Origin of the sequence: Zymobacter sp. IVIA_12111.31 C1 (assembly GCF_047495495.1) — a bacterium.
Lineage (GTDB): Bacteria > Pseudomonadota > Gammaproteobacteria > Pseudomonadales > Halomonadaceae > Zymobacter.
The window spans coordinates 548,755-563,332 of sequence record NZ_CP179930.1 but is presented as its reverse complement, the minus strand read 5'-3'; the positions used below and the strand labels follow the sequence as shown (position 1 = coordinate 563,332).

Annotated in this window: 11 protein-coding genes; 2 read left to right on the top strand and 9 right to left on the bottom strand. The window is 56.8% G+C overall.

What is annotated here, in order from left to right; translation table 11 throughout:
- Positions 1-62 precede the first annotated feature (62 nt).
- A complete protein-coding gene (locus ACMHYW_RS02510; RefSeq protein WP_414500745.1) occupies positions 63-1,760 on the top strand; it encodes a thiamine pyrophosphate-binding protein in 1,698 nt (565 codons plus the stop codon).
- A gap of 48 nt (positions 1,761-1,808) precedes the next feature.
- Here the strand turns inward: ACMHYW_RS02510 and ACMHYW_RS02505 are convergent, their stop codons facing one another.
- The 3 genes from ACMHYW_RS02505 to ACMHYW_RS02495 all read right to left on the bottom strand — a co-directional run bounded on the left by ACMHYW_RS02505 (position 1,809) and on the right by ACMHYW_RS02495 (position 6,497).
- Positions 1,809-2,060 (bottom strand): hypothetical protein, encoded by a 252-nt coding sequence (locus ACMHYW_RS02505; protein WP_414500744.1) that lies wholly within the window; start codon positions 2,058-2,060, stop codon positions 1,809-1,811.
- Positions 2,061-2,873: 813 nt separating this feature from the next.
- Positions 2,874-4,724 carry a dihydroxy-acid dehydratase gene (gene ilvD, locus ACMHYW_RS02500; protein ID WP_414500743.1) on the bottom strand — a complete coding sequence of 617 codons (1,851 nt, stop codon included), beginning with the start codon at positions 4,722-4,724 and terminating at the stop codon, positions 2,874-2,876.
- A 375-nt stretch (positions 4,725-5,099) separates the two neighbouring features.
- Entirely contained in the window at positions 5,100-6,497 is a 1,398-nt protein-coding gene (locus ACMHYW_RS02495) for a glutamate decarboxylase (RefSeq protein WP_414500742.1), read from the bottom strand.
- Between the two features lie 437 nt (positions 6,498-6,934).
- Between ACMHYW_RS02495 and ACMHYW_RS02490 the strand changes: the two genes are divergently transcribed.
- Positions 6,935-8,554 (top strand): alpha-amylase family glycosyl hydrolase, encoded by a 1,620-nt coding sequence (locus ACMHYW_RS02490; protein WP_414500741.1) that lies wholly within the window; start codon positions 6,935-6,937, stop codon positions 8,552-8,554.
- A gap of 94 nt (positions 8,555-8,648) precedes the next feature.
- Here the strand turns inward: ACMHYW_RS02490 and pssA are convergent, their stop codons facing one another.
- The 6 genes from pssA to rpmB form a co-directional block, all read right to left on the bottom strand.
- Entirely contained in the window at positions 8,649-9,512 is an 864-nt protein-coding gene (gene pssA, locus ACMHYW_RS02485; RefSeq protein WP_414500740.1) for a CDP-diacylglycerol--serine O-phosphatidyltransferase, read from the bottom strand.
- Positions 9,513-9,575: 63 nt separating this feature from the next.
- Positions 9,576-10,589 carry a tryptophan--tRNA ligase gene (gene trpS, locus ACMHYW_RS02480; protein WP_027704857.1) on the bottom strand — a complete coding sequence of 338 codons (1,014 nt, stop codon included), beginning with the start codon at positions 10,587-10,589 and terminating at the stop codon, positions 9,576-9,578.
- Between the two features lie 314 nt (positions 10,590-10,903).
- Positions 10,904-12,097 carry a class I SAM-dependent rRNA methyltransferase gene (locus tag ACMHYW_RS02475; RefSeq protein WP_414500739.1) on the bottom strand — a complete coding sequence of 398 codons (1,194 nt, stop codon included), beginning with the start codon at positions 12,095-12,097 and terminating at the stop codon, positions 10,904-10,906.
- A 149-nt stretch (positions 12,098-12,246) separates the two neighbouring features.
- A complete protein-coding gene (gene mutM / locus ACMHYW_RS02470) occupies positions 12,247-13,062 on the bottom strand; it encodes a bifunctional DNA-formamidopyrimidine glycosylase/DNA-(apurinic or apyrimidinic site) lyase (RefSeq protein ID WP_414500738.1) in 816 nt (271 codons plus the stop codon).
- A 207-nt stretch (positions 13,063-13,269) separates the two neighbouring features.
- A complete protein-coding gene (gene rpmG / locus ACMHYW_RS02465; protein ID WP_027704854.1) occupies positions 13,270-13,425 on the bottom strand; it encodes a 50S ribosomal protein L33 in 156 nt (51 codons plus the stop codon).
- 50 nt (positions 13,426-13,475) lie between these two features.
- Positions 13,476-13,712, bottom strand: a complete 237-nt coding sequence (gene rpmB / locus ACMHYW_RS02460) for a 50S ribosomal protein L28 (RefSeq protein ID WP_027704853.1) — start codon at positions 13,710-13,712, stop codon at positions 13,476-13,478.
- Between the last annotated feature and the right edge of the window lie 866 nt (positions 13,713-14,578).

Sequence of the window (14,578 nt, the reverse complement as noted above, 5' to 3'; positions counted from 1 at the left end):
AGGACAAGGAAAGTGCTAGGACGTTGGCGGATACCCGCACCGCCTTCATTCAGGATGAAATCATGACATTCAAACGCGTTGATTCACTGACACCGCAGCCTCAGCGCCGCGGTGCAGAAGCACTGCTGGAAATTCTGGCCAGTGAAGGTGTCGACTATATCTTCGGCAATCCCGGAACGACCGAATTGCCCCTGATAGATGCCCTGCTACGCGAACCCAACATCCACTACGTGTTCGGTCTTCAGGAAAGCTCGGTCGTTGCGATGGCAGACGGTTATGCACAGGCGTCAGGGAAGGTCGGCTTCGTCAACCTGCATACCTCGGGCGGGCTCGGACACGGCATGGGCTGTCTGCTGAGCGCTCGCGTGTCGCAAACCCCGCTGGTTGTCACGGCAGGCCAGCAAGACCAGCGCCATATGGTCACCGACCCGCTGCTGTTCGACGACTTAGTAGGTATCGCCACCCCTGCTACGAAATGGGCGAAGGAAGTCACCAGTGCCCGCCAGCTGCCCATCATGGTGCGGCGCGCATTCCACGATGCTGAAGCCGCACCGCAGGGCCCGGTCTTCCTGTCACTGCCGATGGACGTCATGGAAGGCATGACCGATGTCGATATCGGCCATAAGTCGCGCATCTATCGCCGCACCACCGCAGAAGGGCTTCCCGAGCTGGCAGAAGATCTAGTGGCCGTGGCACCCGGCAAGCTGGCGTTGATCGCCGGTGACGAAATTCGCACCAGTCAGGCGGCGGCGGATGTGGTCAGGGTGGCAGAGCTACTCGGCACGCCCGTATTCGGTTCATCATGGCCGTTCTGCATGCCTTTCCCTACCGATCACCCACTGTGGCAAGGCAATCTTCCCGGTACCGCTGCACAAATCGCGCAGGTGCTGTCCGACTACGATACCGTACTCGCTCTGGGCGGTAACTCACTGGTCACGATCCTGTATTCGGAAGGCACGGCGATGCCGTCGAACTGCAAGGTCTATCAGCTCTCTGACTCGGTCACCAATCTTGGTCGCATCTATTCGACCTATCTATCAATGGTCGGCGACATCAAAACATCACTGACCACACTGATACCACTGATCGAACAGCAACTGACCGCCGCACAGCGCACCGGCAACACCGCACGTATCGCTACTTTCCGACGCCATCGCGCCGATCAGCGCATCCTGCTAACCCAGCAAGTGGTCGAGCAGTGGTCATTGCCGGTCATCTCGCCACTGGTGGCCGCCCATGAAGTCATGAAGGCCATCGGCCCCAGCGTACCGATCATCGACGAAGCCGTTGCCACCTCACGCTACATCAAAGCGCTGATGAACAGGAACGCCGCCGCCCAGTACGCCTTCATCCGTGGTGGTGCACTAGGCTGGGGCATGCCCGCTGCCGTCGGCACCTCGCTGGGCATCGGCCGTGAACCGGTCGTCAGCTTGGTAGGAGACGGTGCGGCCCTCTACTCGCCGCAATGCCTGTGGACCGCTGCCCGAGAACAGCTGCCCGTCACGTTCATCGTGATGAACAACCGTGAATACAACGTACTGAAGAACTTCATGCGCCAGCAAAAGGGCTATGTTTCGGCACAGTCCAACGAATTCATCGCTATGGATATCGAACCGGCCATCGACTATCAGGCCCTCGCAACCGCAATGGGCGTGCCCGCTCGTCGCATCGACAAGGCCAGCGATATCGCCGAGGCCGTCGCAACCGCAATACGCAGTGGCAAACCCAACCTAATCGAGATCGCCATTCGCCCTGAATAGACGCGGCACAGGCAGGCGCAGCACCAGCGCCTGCCTGCTCATCACGCGCTACTGATCAAGACTCAGTTTGATGATTGGCAGCAACACGATATAACACGCCGTCAACACCAGCACGACCTCCAGCGACAGCGGAAATGCCTTCGTCAGTGCCAAAAAGAGCGACACAAGGCAGGCCAGAATGACGCTGACATAGGTCACGAGAAACCGTGGAGACCACAGTCCGGGATCACTGTCGAAGCTGGCCGAAGCCATCAGCCCTATGAAAATAATGGCAATAGGAATCCAGACTTTATTCTTCATCAGAATATTACCCCACCCAATGGGTTAAACACTCAAGAGCGCCGTAACTTCTTTCAAGAATCAAGCAGCAAAACCTATATCACTATACTAATATTTATTTTTCAACATACGCGCATATAGCATCAACGGATACGCCAGCGAGGGAAAATATTTCTTTTTCTAAAATCAAGTAAAATTAATCACCAACATCAATATCACCTTGATAAATAACAATTTACACTAGAGATGTTGCATTAACGCATCATAAATTCATACAATTTTGCTTTTATAAAAGATAGGTCAAATAGCACTTTACGATGGGAAAGTCGTCCCTAAATTGTCACTAGGATAATAAAGGCTATTCCATCATGAGCTCATAAAAATACTATACGCAATGTCTCCATTATATGGATGCCGTCTCTCTACAGAGAACAACACGATATCGTTAAATACGCAACGTACCGCAATAATATCAAATGAAATTTCATTTTCTGAATCATGAATAGCCACTTGCCTGCACTTTCATTCACGCGCATCGCCCCTTCCCTGCCGTGATTGATATGAACGCGCACGGCATGCCAACCACGAAGCCATGCGGTGGACTGCCTTCGCTCGATAATCATGATGCCCGACGCTCCCCTTGAGCACGCGTCATCGCGCTACTGTGCCGGCCCCTCACACGACAGTACCGCCTTGCGCCGCTGCCAGCGGCCTGCACAACACCAGCAGCGCGGAGAAAGAAATGCGATGGCCGCGTACCGACCATAAAAAACCCTGTGCCATTGCTGGCACAGGGTCAGTGATAACGCCATCGCGTAAGGAACGCGCTAACGCTTAGATTTCATCCAGTTTTGCACGGTCACGAACGGCACCACGGTCAGCCGAGGTAGCCAGCATCGCGTAGGCTTTCAGCGCATAGGACACCTTACGCGGACGCGGGTTGACCGGTTTCCACGCCAGATTGCCACGCGCTTCCATGGCCGCACGGCGACGAGCCAGTTCGTCATCGGAAACCAGCACATTAATGGTACGCGCAGGAATGTCGATGTGAATGCGGTCGCCGTTTTCCAGCAGGCCAATGGCACCGCCGGAAGCCGCTTCAGGAGAAACGTGCCCGATGGACAAACCGGAAGTACCGCCCGAGAAACGACCGTCGGTCAGCAGAGCACACTCCTTGCCCAGCTTCTTGGACTTCAGGTAAGACGTCGGGTAAAGCATTTCCTGCATACCCGGGCCACCTTTGGGGCCTTCGTAGCGAATGATGACGACATCGTTCGCTTTGACCTTGCCGCTCAAAATGTTCTCGACCGCTTCTTCCTGCGATTCAACAACATGAGCAGAGCCTTCGAAGACCAGGATCGAATCGTCGACCCCCGCCGTCTTGACCACACAACCGTCCAGCGCGATGTTACCGGTCAGCACAGCCAGACCGCCCTCTTTCGAGAACGCATGTTCCAGATCGCGAATACAACCGTTCTGGCGATCGCCGTCTAGGCTCGGCCAGCGCGCCCCCTGCGAGAAGGCCTGTTCGGTACGCTTGTTACCCGGGCCAGCCTTGTAGAACTCGACCACATCATGGCTCGGCGCACGCATGATATCCCACGTATCCAGCGCGTCCTTCAGGGATGCACTGTGTACTGTCGGCAGCGACGTATCGAGTACACTAGCACGGTCCAGTTCGCCCAGAATCGCCATGATGCCGCCCGCACGATGACAGTCTTCGACGTGGTATTTCTTGGTGTTCGGTGCCAGCTTGCACAGCTGCGGCACGTGGCGGGAAATGCGGTCGATATCCTGCATGGTGAAATCAACGCCCGCCTCCTGCGCAATGGCCAGCAGGTGCAGGATAGTGTTCGTCGATCCCCCCATGGCGATATCCAAAGCCATGGCATTTTCGAATGCGCCCTTCACGCCAATGCTACGCGGCAGCACACTGGCATCGTCCTGCTCGTAATAGCGCTTGGCGAGCTCAACAATGCGGTGACCCGCCTGCTCGAACAGCCCACGACGGTCTTCATGCGTTGCCAGCATTGTGCCGTTACCCGGCAGCGACAGCCCCATGGCTTCGGTCAGGCAGTTCATCGAGTTGGCCGTGAACATGCCAGAGCAGCTGCCACAGGTCGGGCAGGCGCTGCGTTCGATATCAGCCAGATCATCGTCGGACACGCTATCGTCAGCGGCCATGATCATGGCGTCGATCAGATCGAGGTTGTGATCGCTGAGCGTGGTCTTGCCCGCTTCCATCGGCCCGCCGGACACGAAGATGACCGGGATGTTAAGGCGCATCGCGGCCATCATCATTCCGGGGGTAATCTTGTCGCAGTTGGAAATGCAGACCAGCGCATCAGCACAGTGGGCATTGCACATGTACTCAACGGAGTCGGCGATGATGTCGCGCGACGGCAGCGAATACAGCATGCCGTCGTGACCCATAGCGATACCGTCATCCACAGCGATGGTGTTGAATTCCTTCGCTACACCACCGGCCTTCTCGATTTCGCGCGCAACCAGCTGCCCCATGTCCTTCAGGTGGACATGACCAGGCACGAACTGTGTGAAGGAGTTGGCAATGGCAATAATGGGTTTCTCGAAATCACCATCACGCATGCCAGTGGCACGCCAAAGGGCGCGAGCGCCCGCCATGTTACGGCCAGCCGTCGTGGTTCGGGAACGGTATTGGGGCATCGGAAAACGACCTCTTCGTATTCGTAAGGCATCCTGTCAAAACAGAATGGGGAACGCACGACACGTAGCGGTACATCATGGGGATCATCTGACGCAGGCAAAAGAATGCCCTCGTACAGCCACCCTTCTGGGGCAGGCTGATAACCCGTGTGTGCATAATGGCAGAGACGCCAAGCGCCCCTGCCATTCTTAGGTCTTTCATTCTGCCACAATGAGAGAAGGCTAACGACTCTCTTTTGACATATAGGATTGCTTATTTTTCAAAACACACAGCATCATATGCCAAGTTATTGCCATTACGTGGATTTTATTGATAACCATTGTCATCAACCCCCACCAATCCACACGCAGTGACCCGAGAGCGGCCCTCTATCCTTAGTGATGGAAACCACTGCCCTCTTCTTCAGAAAGCGGCACTGCCGCCGGGTGCTGCGTGAAGTAATCAAGGCAGCGTTGGATGTCATCGACCAGCAGCGAAGCCAGATCGCGGCTGACCCCGTGGCGCACCAGAATGCGCTGAATGACTAGATCGGTACGATCCGCAGGCATCGAGTAAGCAGGCACCTGCCAGCCACGCGTACGCAGACGATCCGCTAAGTCATACAGCGTGAAGGATACATTAGCGTCATCCTTGAGCTTCCAACACAGTGCTGGCAACCCTTCGGTCATATCACCGCCGAAGATAATCTCAAACGGCCCCAACTTGCCGATGGCATCGGCCAGATACTGTGCGGTGTTATAGCAGGCCGTCTGAATGCGGCGATACCCTTCTACACCGAGGCGGATGAAGTTGTAGTACTGCGCGACGATCTGGCCCCCCGGGCGCGAGAAGTTAAGCGCGAAGGTCGGCATATCTCCGCCCAGATAGTTGACGTTGAAGACCAGATCTTCCGGCAATTCATCGGCATCGCGCCATACGACCCAGCCCACGCCCAGCGGTGACAGCCCGTATTTGTGACCAGAGGCATTGATGGATTTCACGCGCGGCAGGCGGAAGTCCCACGGAATGTCAGGCGCACAGAACGGCGCCAGAAAACCACCGCTGGCAGCATCCACGTGAATCGGGATGTCCAGACCGGTTTCCTCTTCCAGACGATCGAGTGCCTTCTGGATCTGCTGCACCGGCTCGTACTGGCAGGTGAAGGTCACCCCGAAGGTCACGACCACCCCGATGGTATTTTCATCAACGCGTTTCAGCACTTCTTCTGCGTTCATGATCAAGCGATCGCCTTCCATCGGAATTTCACGCAGTTCAACGTCGAAATAACGGGCGAACTTGTGCCAGCAGATCTGCACGGGGCCACAGATCAGGTTGGGACGATCCGTTGATTTCCCTTCGGCTTCGCGGCGTTTGCGCCACTGCCATTTGAGTGCCAGTCCCCCCAGCATGGCGGCTTCCGACGACCCCGTTGTGGAGCAGCCCATCGTGTTGTTGGCGTCCGGTGAGTTCCATAGGTCGGCCAGCATATGCACACAACGCGCTTCCAGTTCGGCTGTCTGCGGGTATTCATCCTTGTCGATCATGTTCTTGTCGATGCAGGCATCCATCAGCTGATGGACTTCATCTTCAAGCCAAGTCGTACAGAAGGTCGCCAGGTTCTGGCGAGAGTTGCCATCAAGCATCAGTTCATCGCGCACGACATTAAACGCATTACGAGCGCCCAGTTCGCTAGCGGGGAAGCGGTAGCGCGGAAGTGCAGCGGATAGGTCGTCGGACGCGTAGACGTCGTCTAGAAGTGCGTCGCGGACATCCTGTCGGTAATGCAGCGGCATGGTAGTTTCTCCTTGGTCATCTTTATAAAAGTGGACACGGAGTCCCTGGCGCTTAACATCGATGCACGAGAACAGTGCGTACGAAGGAGGGCTGGAGGTCATGCACGACAGAGTGTCATGGCGCGGCTCGCCTGGGTGCCACAGGTGCGATCGGTAAAGGCCCGGACCTCATGGCGTCTGGTATCCAGATGCGCCGCTCACTATAGGCCGCTCGTCGGCCCTTCGCTGCTGGCACGGGTTGGCATTCCGCGCACCACAACGGTGCAATATCGACGCTATTTCTGCCGGCCTATTACGTTTCGCCAGCCCGTGGCCTGCCATTTCCTCAACGCAACGTCTCTCTTTGTCACTCCTACACCCAGTACGCCATCCACACGCCCATCTATAGACGGTCCGTCATAATGCCCGCTTGTTTACCACTGGATGGCAGAAGCCGCATGACAACGACAACAACGAATGTAGCCTATCCATGGTGGCAAGAGGCCGTGATCTATCAGGTCTATCTTCCCTCCTTCGCTGACAGCAACGGTGATGGCATAGGCGATCTGCCCGGCGTAACCTCACGGCTTGCCTATCTGGCAGAACTAGGCGTCACCGCCCTCTGGGTGTCACCGTTCTTCACCTCGCCTCAGGCAGACAACGGCTATGACATCAGTGACTACTACGATGTCGACCCCCGCTATGGCACGCTTGATGACGTCGACATGCTAGTGACGCAGGCCCATGCCCATGGCATGGGCCTCATCATCGACATTGTGGCCAACCATACTTCCACAGAGCATCCGTGGTTCAAGGAGGCACTGGCCTCGCCGGCAGGCAGTCCCGCCCGCGACCGCTACATCTTCCGGGACGGCAGAGGCGACGACCATGCCAAAGCGCCCAACAACTGGACCAGTATGTTCAGTGAATCTGCATGGGCACGCCCGGCGGGCGACACACAGTGGTATCTGCATTCCTTCTCGCATAAACAGGCCGACCTCAACTGGCATAACACCGAGGTAAAGGACGAGTTCAGAAGAATCATGCAGTTCTGGATGGCGCGAGGGGTCGATGGCTTCCGCATGGACGCCGCCATGTGCATGATGAAGCGCGCCGACTTCGCAGACACCGCGCCAACTGATACGAACGATCCGCTACTTCACCAGCCGGGCATACTGGATCTGCACCGCGAATTCCGCAGCTTCATGAATGAATATCCCGAGCACTGCCTGATCGGTGAAGTGCTGGCAAACGACCAGCGGCAGGTGCTCGACTATGTAGGCCCCGACAAGCTGCACCAAGTATTTGCCTTCAACTATCAGTATGCCTATTGGAATCGCACTGCCCTGCAGAACACCATCACCCAGTCTCTGCAATCGGCCAATGTAGGGTCGATGCCAATCTGGGTAACATCCAGTCATGATCAGGTGCGCCATGTATCGCGTCTTGGCCTGACCGTACCAGGCCATTTACCGGGCGGTCTGGGACCAATGAGTGAACAGCCGAGCTGGTCGCTGGGGCAAGCACGCGCTCGTGCGATGATCTGCATGACCGCATTTCTGCCGGGGGCCCTGTGCCTGTACTACGGTGAAGAACTGGGGCTACCGGATCACACCCAACTGGAAGACCGCTACCGCAAGGACCCTCGCTTCCAGCCAAGCCACTACAATGGCCGCGATGGCTGCCGCATTCCAATGCCATGGGACAGCAATGCGCCGGCCTTCGGATTCAGCACACAGACCGATACTTGGCTGCCGCAGCCGTCTTGCTACCACCACTACGCCGTTGATCGCCAGCAGCATTGGGGAGGCAGCATGCTCACGCTCTACCGTCAGCTGTTGGCCCTCCGTAAGCAGTTCGAGCTAGCGCGTCACCCGCTCCAGTGGCTGCCAACCCTGCGCAACGATGTCCTCATGGCCTGCTGCGGTGGACTGGTACTGGCAATCAATTTCGGCCACACCTCGGTCAGGCTGCCGACCAAAGGAACGATCGTGGCACGCAGCCACCCACATATCGCCTTGAGAAACGGTATGTTGCCCGGCAACGCCGCCATCTGGCTGCGCCCGGAACAGCAATAGCTACCCCCAGAAACGACAATGCGGCACTCAGGAAAACCTGAGTGCCGCATTCATTAAGCACGCATGACGGCATCGCATTGCCGCCACAACCGGCCTATTCGCTACGAGCGCTGCGCAGCAAGCGGAATGCCGCAAGTACGACACCGACGCCGGTATAGCCCCCAAAGATCAGCAGCAGCGTGACCGGCGGTTTCGCCCAGATCAGCACGATCAACACAACGATCGCCAGCAGTACCACGAAGGGCACAGGGTTGCGGATATCGATCTTCTTGAAACTGTAGAAGCCGATATTGCTGACCATCAGGATGCCAGACACCGCCACCACCAGCGCCAGTACAACACGCGCCGGGAGCGATGCCATGTCAAAATCCGTCATGACCCATACACAGCCGGCTACCAGTGCCGCCGCCGTTGGACTAGGCAGCCCAACGAACCACGCCTTATCGACGACGCTGAGCTGCACGTTGAACCGCGCCAAACGCAGCGCCGCCCCCGCCACATAGATGAAGGCACAGATCCAGCCGAACTTGCCCAGCTCGTTGACGCCACCCAACTGCATCCAGCTGAAGGCGACGACGGCAGGCGCCAGCCCAAACGACAGCATATCGGCCAGACTGTCGTACTCGGCACCGAAGGCACTCTGAGTATTGGTCATACGGGCCACACGGCCGTCTAGGCCGTCCAGCACCATTGACAGAAAGATCGCAATGGCCGCCGAAATGAAGTCATGGTTGAGCGCACTGATGACGGCAAAGAAGCCGCTGAACAGCGCCATGGTCGTAAACAGGTTTGGCAGCAGATAGATGCCTCGTCGCCGGATGGGCTGTCCATCCTCGATGATTTCTTCTACCACCTCACTGTCGTCCCGGAACTCCTTGAAGGGGTCACGGGAACGCCCGCATTTATGGGACTTATGACCCGAGTTAGCGTCGTCCGCTTCCTGTCGATCATCTGTCATGGTGTGTATTTCCTTTAACGATGAGCCTTCACGGCGAGCACGATAGCGACCTGCGCCAATGCCTTATGCAAACGGCGCAATACCCACAGCGCGACGCAGTTCGTCCATGAACGGAACCGCTTCGGCTCGGGCACGCTCGGCCCCTTTCTTCATGATGGACTCGATATGAGCCGGGTCTTCCAGCAGCTCATGGTAGCGCTGGCGAGGTTCCTTCAAAGTCTCGTTAAGCAGCTCGAAGATGCGATTCTTCGCGTCGCCCCAACCGATGCCATCAGCGTAGGCCTGCTGCATATCAGCGATCTGATCGTCCGTCGCGAACGCAGAATAAAGCTGGAACAGCGAACAACCTTCAGTTTCCTTCGGCTCACCCGGCTCAAGAGAGTTGGTTTTGATCTTGCGGATCAGCTTGAGCAGCTGCTTTTCTGTGCAGAACAGCGGAATGGTGTTGTTGTAGCTTTTGGACATTTTGCGTCCATCCAGCCCGTTCAGCTGCTGCACACGGGTATCCACTTCGGCTTCCGGCATGACGAAGTAGTCGCCCTTGTAGATATGGTTGAAACGCCCCGCTATATCGCGCGCCATTTCGAGGTGCTGGATCTGGTCACGGCCGACCGGTACACGGTTAGCCTTGAACATCAGGATATCGGCCGCCATCAGCGTGGGGTAACTGAACAGCCCCATGGTGACACCACGATCGGGGTCAGGGCTGCCAGCAGCATCGTTATCGGCCACGGCAGCCTTGTAGGCATGCGCACGGTTCATCAACCCTTTGGCACAAACGCAGGACAGCAGCCACAGCAGCTCGGTGATCTCCGGTACGTCGGACTGACGGTAGAAGACCGCATTGTCGGTATCCAGCCCCAGCGCCAGCCACGTTGCCGCGATATCTAGGCGCGATTCAGCGACCCGTTTCGGATCCTGTGCTTTGATCAGGGCGTGCAGGTCAGCGAGAAAGAAGAACGGTTCGGTATTCTCTTCCTTACTGGCACGGATAGCGGGACGAATGGCACCAACATAGTTGCCGAGATGCGGGATCCCTGTAGTCGTGATCCCTGTGAGCACACGTGTCTTGGTCATGAGCACTTCTCTGGTTATCGAGGACAGCATCCAAGCGAATGCACCACATGGGAAGCAAAGCCCTATGCGGTGCGCAGCATTGCTGGATGAGCACAGCGCGGAAAAGCCCAGTGTACAACAATGGACCGGGCGGCTGAAAACGCCTCTCTGTCACGCCCATGCAGACATCGCCACTGTCGCCGCCTCGTTCAGGGCAACGGCCAGCCGTCGCTACCGACAAACGATCAGGGGGATACTGCAGGGCATGACGGCCCCTCTAGCGTATTGGACGCTGACAGAGGCCGTATCGTTCACCGCGCGACAGGCACTGCGTATCAATCGCGGTAGACGCGAACACCCAGTGCTTTCAGATAGGACGTTTCGGGGATGGCCGGATGAACCGGATGGTCACTGCCCTGATGGCCTTCGAAAATGATCTGCGCATGGCGATCCTGATGGCGAGCAGCACCGCGGACGATGTCCTTATGACGCTCAGGCAGCAGGTGCATGGAGCAGGAACCGGACACCAGCAAACCATCGCGTTTCAGCAGACGCATCGCTTCACGGTTCAGGCGACCATAGGCGCGCTCGCCAACGTTGAGGTCCTTACGTTTACGAATGAACGCAGGCGGGTCAACGATCACGATATCAAACTGCTCGCCTTGCTCTTTGAGCGCAGCCAGCACCTCGAAAGCATCGCCTTCCATCGTGGCAACGCGATCAGCGACACCGTTTAATTCAGCGTTGCGCTCGACGGCATTGAGCGCCTTGGCAGACGCATCGACACACGTCACCGACGCCGCACCGTTAACGGCAGCCTGCACGCCCCAGCCGCCAACGTAACTGAAGACATCCAGTACGCGCTTGCCTTCGACCCACTGGTTCAGCCACGCGCGGTTGTCGCGGTGATCGTAGAACCAACCTGTTTTCTGGCCTTCCAGCGGAGAAACCTGGAACTTGACGCCGTTCTCAACCAGCGAGACCAGACCGTCTTCCGGCAGCTCACCGCGAACGACGACGGATTCCAGCGGCAGACCTTCCATACGGCGACCGCTGGTGTCGTTGCTCATCACGATGACGCGCGGACGAACAACTTTGTCGAGGGCATCAATGATGTCCGCTTCCACTCGGGCCATCCCTTGGGTGTTGATCTGAATGACCAGAATGTCATCGAAGCGGTCGATCACAAGCCCAGGCAGCATGTCGCTTTCACCGTGAACCAGACGGTAGTACGGCTCTTTGAAGAACTGCTTGCGCAGTGACAGCGCTTGATTGAAACGGTGCACCAGCAGCGAACGATCCAGCGCCACCTTAGGATCACGCGATACCACGCGCGCGCAGATCAGCGAGTTGGGGTTGACGTAGGCAACGCCCATTTCACGACCGTTGTCGGCTTCGATGATGACCTGCTCGCCCGGCTCAATGCCTTTCAGCGGGGTGACCTTGATGTCGATCTCGTTAGAGTACAGCCACAGATGCCCGCCCTTGAGGCGACGATCAGCATTTTTGCGAAGACGAAGACGTTGCATGACAGGATAATCCTTTCAAATACAGAAAAATGACACCGACTGAACGCCATCATGCGCAGTGTGGCCGAAGAAAGCGTTCGAGACATGACAATGATGCGCACCGCTACCAGACAGAACCCAGCACGGTACGGATGAAATGAAGGTCAGCGCTAACGCTGACACTGGGGACAGAATACCGTCGCACGCTGCCCGATCACGACCTGCTCAAGGCGACACTCGCAGCGAATGCACGGCTCACCGCCGCGCCCATAGACGCGTAGCTGCTGGGCAAAATATCCGGGCGTGTTCTGACCGCTCACGAAATCGCGCAACGTCGTACCGCCCTGTGCAATGGCGGCCGTCAGTACGTCCTTGATCGCCATCACCAGTAGCGTCAGCGCCGCTTCACTGACCTGACCCGCTGGCTTGCGCGGGTCGATCCCAGCCATGAACAGCGCCTCATTGGCGTAGATGTTGCCCACCCCCACCACTACAGCGTTATCCATGATGAAGCTTTTGATCGCAACCCGCTTGCCTTTGGCTTTGGCCGCCAGCAGTTCGGCCGTAAAGGCCGCCGACAGCGGTTCAGGCCCCAGCGAGGCCAGGCGCGTGTCGTCCAGCGGATTGCCTTCAATGAAATCGACGAAGCCAAAGCGCCGCGGATCGTGATAGCGCAGCTGCCACCCCGAACTCAGATCGAGGTCGATATGATCGTGCTTGCGCAACGGCGCATCCGCCTGCGTCAGCCGCAGACTGCCGGACATACCCAGATGCCACAGCAGATGACCGCCCGCGATGGGCAGCAACAGATATTTCGCTCGCCGCTGAAGGGTGCCGAAACACTCTCCCTCGATACGCTGCTCAAGCCCATCAGGCACGGGGACACGAAAGCGCCGCTGACGCACGCGCATCGCATCGACACGGTGGCCTTCTACATATTCGGCGATACCACGTCGAGTCGTTTCGACTTCCGGCAATTCTGGCATGTCAGAACACCTCCTGAATCATGATGGACATTGCGCCATGGCCCTATGACAAGGGGACGTAGCGCAGGTTCAGCACGCTGCCTACCGACCGTACCTGAGACCTAAACGCAAGAAACCCGGCAGCGAGGCCGGGTTTCCATGCACTGCGAGACACCTTACTGACAAAATGCCGAAGTTGCCTCGAAGCGAAGTGACTTCGAGAAGAAGTTACTTGATTTTCGCTTCACGGTAGATCACGTGTTTGCGAACAACCGGGTCGTACTTCTTGAATTCCAACTTGTCAGGCGTATTACGCTTGTTCTTGTTGGTAGTGTAGAAGTGACCAGTACCCGCAGAAGAGACCAGTTTGATCTTGTCGCGCATGAGAATGCTCTCCAGCTTGAAAACGAAAGCGTTAAACGAGATTGCGTGTCTTAGACGCGCTCGCCACGGGCACGGAGTTCAGACAGAACCTGATCGATGCCTTTTTTGTCGATGATGCGCATGCCTTTAGAAGAAATGCGCAGTTTGACGAAACGCTTCTCGCTTTCCACCCAAAAACGATGAGTGTGCAGGTTCGGCACAAAACGACGACGAGTTCTGCGCAGAGAGTGTGAAACGTTATTACCCGTCACCGGACGCTTGCCGGTGACCTGACATACCTGGGACATGCGTGCCTCCAACCGTTAGCCTGGCCGATCGAACTCGTGTGGCGACGGGTCCAACCAGAAATTCATTCGCGCTGAGTGCCTTGGTCCCATGTGGGATATCGACAAGACAGACAACGCGTCAAGATTGCTCGAGTTGCGTCAATCATGCGCTGTCAGCCGTTCCCAAGATCATTGATCTGGGAAGGCGAAGCACCATCACGCAGGAGTACTCGAATCCAACTGACGTGAATTACAGGGGCCGGAAGGCGATGTTGCAAAGGTCACGCTGTTGCGACATCGGCACGAAACCCGGACATCCTGCTAGCAAAGGCCGCATTTTATACCAGAGTACACCGCTGTCGGCAAGCGCGACAAGTGAAGTGTCAACCCTGGTGCGGCACCTCAGGCGCATATTGTACACATGCTAGCGACGATATCCCATAGCTAAGGCAAGGATTGTCGACAAGTTCTGCATATTTTTAAGCCGCACTGTGTCATCGCGCCACATTAGCAAAGAACAGACACGTATTGAATCATGGCAATGAACGGTCCGCGTTATGTCCAAGACCCCCATGCTAGATAACAAGAAACGGCGTATCAGCAAAGAAGGATAGAAGCCATCGACCTACAGGCGCGCGCTGGGCCACTCAAGAACAGCACGCCACACGGGCAGCTTTTTTTATACATCATCCGCGCTTTATACATCCCCCACGAAAAAAGACAGCGCCTCCTCTGGAGAGCCCGTTGCGTCTATACCCACCATCACACCCCGTACCACCGCATGCGCAAAACACATTAGCGACAAGACAGTAGGAAGTAGGAAGTAGGAAGTAGGAAGTAGGAAGTAGGAAGTAGGAAGTAGGAAGTAGGAAGTAGGAAGTAGGAAG

Bases quoted from the DNA above. Each gene is read 5' to 3' on its own strand.
- ACMHYW_RS02510 (WP_414500745.1), top strand. From the start codon at position 63: ATGACATTCAAACGCGTTGATTCACTGACACCGCAGCCTCAGCGCCGC.
- ACMHYW_RS02505 (WP_414500744.1), bottom strand. From the start codon at position 2,060: ATGAAGAATAAAGTCTGGATTCCTATTGCCATTATTTTCATAGGGCTG.
- ilvD (WP_414500743.1), bottom strand. From the start codon at position 4,724: ATGCCCCAATACCGTTCCCGAACCACGACGGCTGGCCGTAACATGGCG.
- ACMHYW_RS02495 (WP_414500742.1), bottom strand. From the start codon at position 6,497: ATGCCGCTGCATTACCGACAGGATGTCCGCGACGCACTTCTAGACGAC.
- ACMHYW_RS02490 (WP_414500741.1), top strand. From the start codon at position 6,935: ATGACAACGACAACAACGAATGTAGCCTATCCATGGTGGCAAGAGGCC.
- pssA (WP_414500740.1), bottom strand. From the start codon at position 9,512: ATGACAGATGATCGACAGGAAGCGGACGACGCTAACTCGGGTCATAAG.
- trpS (WP_027704857.1), bottom strand. From the start codon at position 10,589: ATGACCAAGACACGTGTGCTCACAGGGATCACGACTACAGGGATCCCG.
- ACMHYW_RS02475 (WP_414500739.1), bottom strand. From the start codon at position 12,097: ATGCAACGTCTTCGTCTTCGCAAAAATGCTGATCGTCGCCTCAAGGGC.
- mutM (WP_414500738.1), bottom strand. From the start codon at position 13,062: ATGCCAGAATTGCCGGAAGTCGAAACGACTCGACGTGGTATCGCCGAA.
- rpmG (WP_027704854.1), bottom strand. From the start codon at position 13,425: ATGCGCGACAAGATCAAACTGGTCTCTTCTGCGGGTACTGGTCACTTC.
- rpmB (WP_027704853.1), bottom strand. From the start codon at position 13,712: ATGTCCCAGGTATGTCAGGTCACCGGCAAGCGTCCGGTGACGGGTAAT.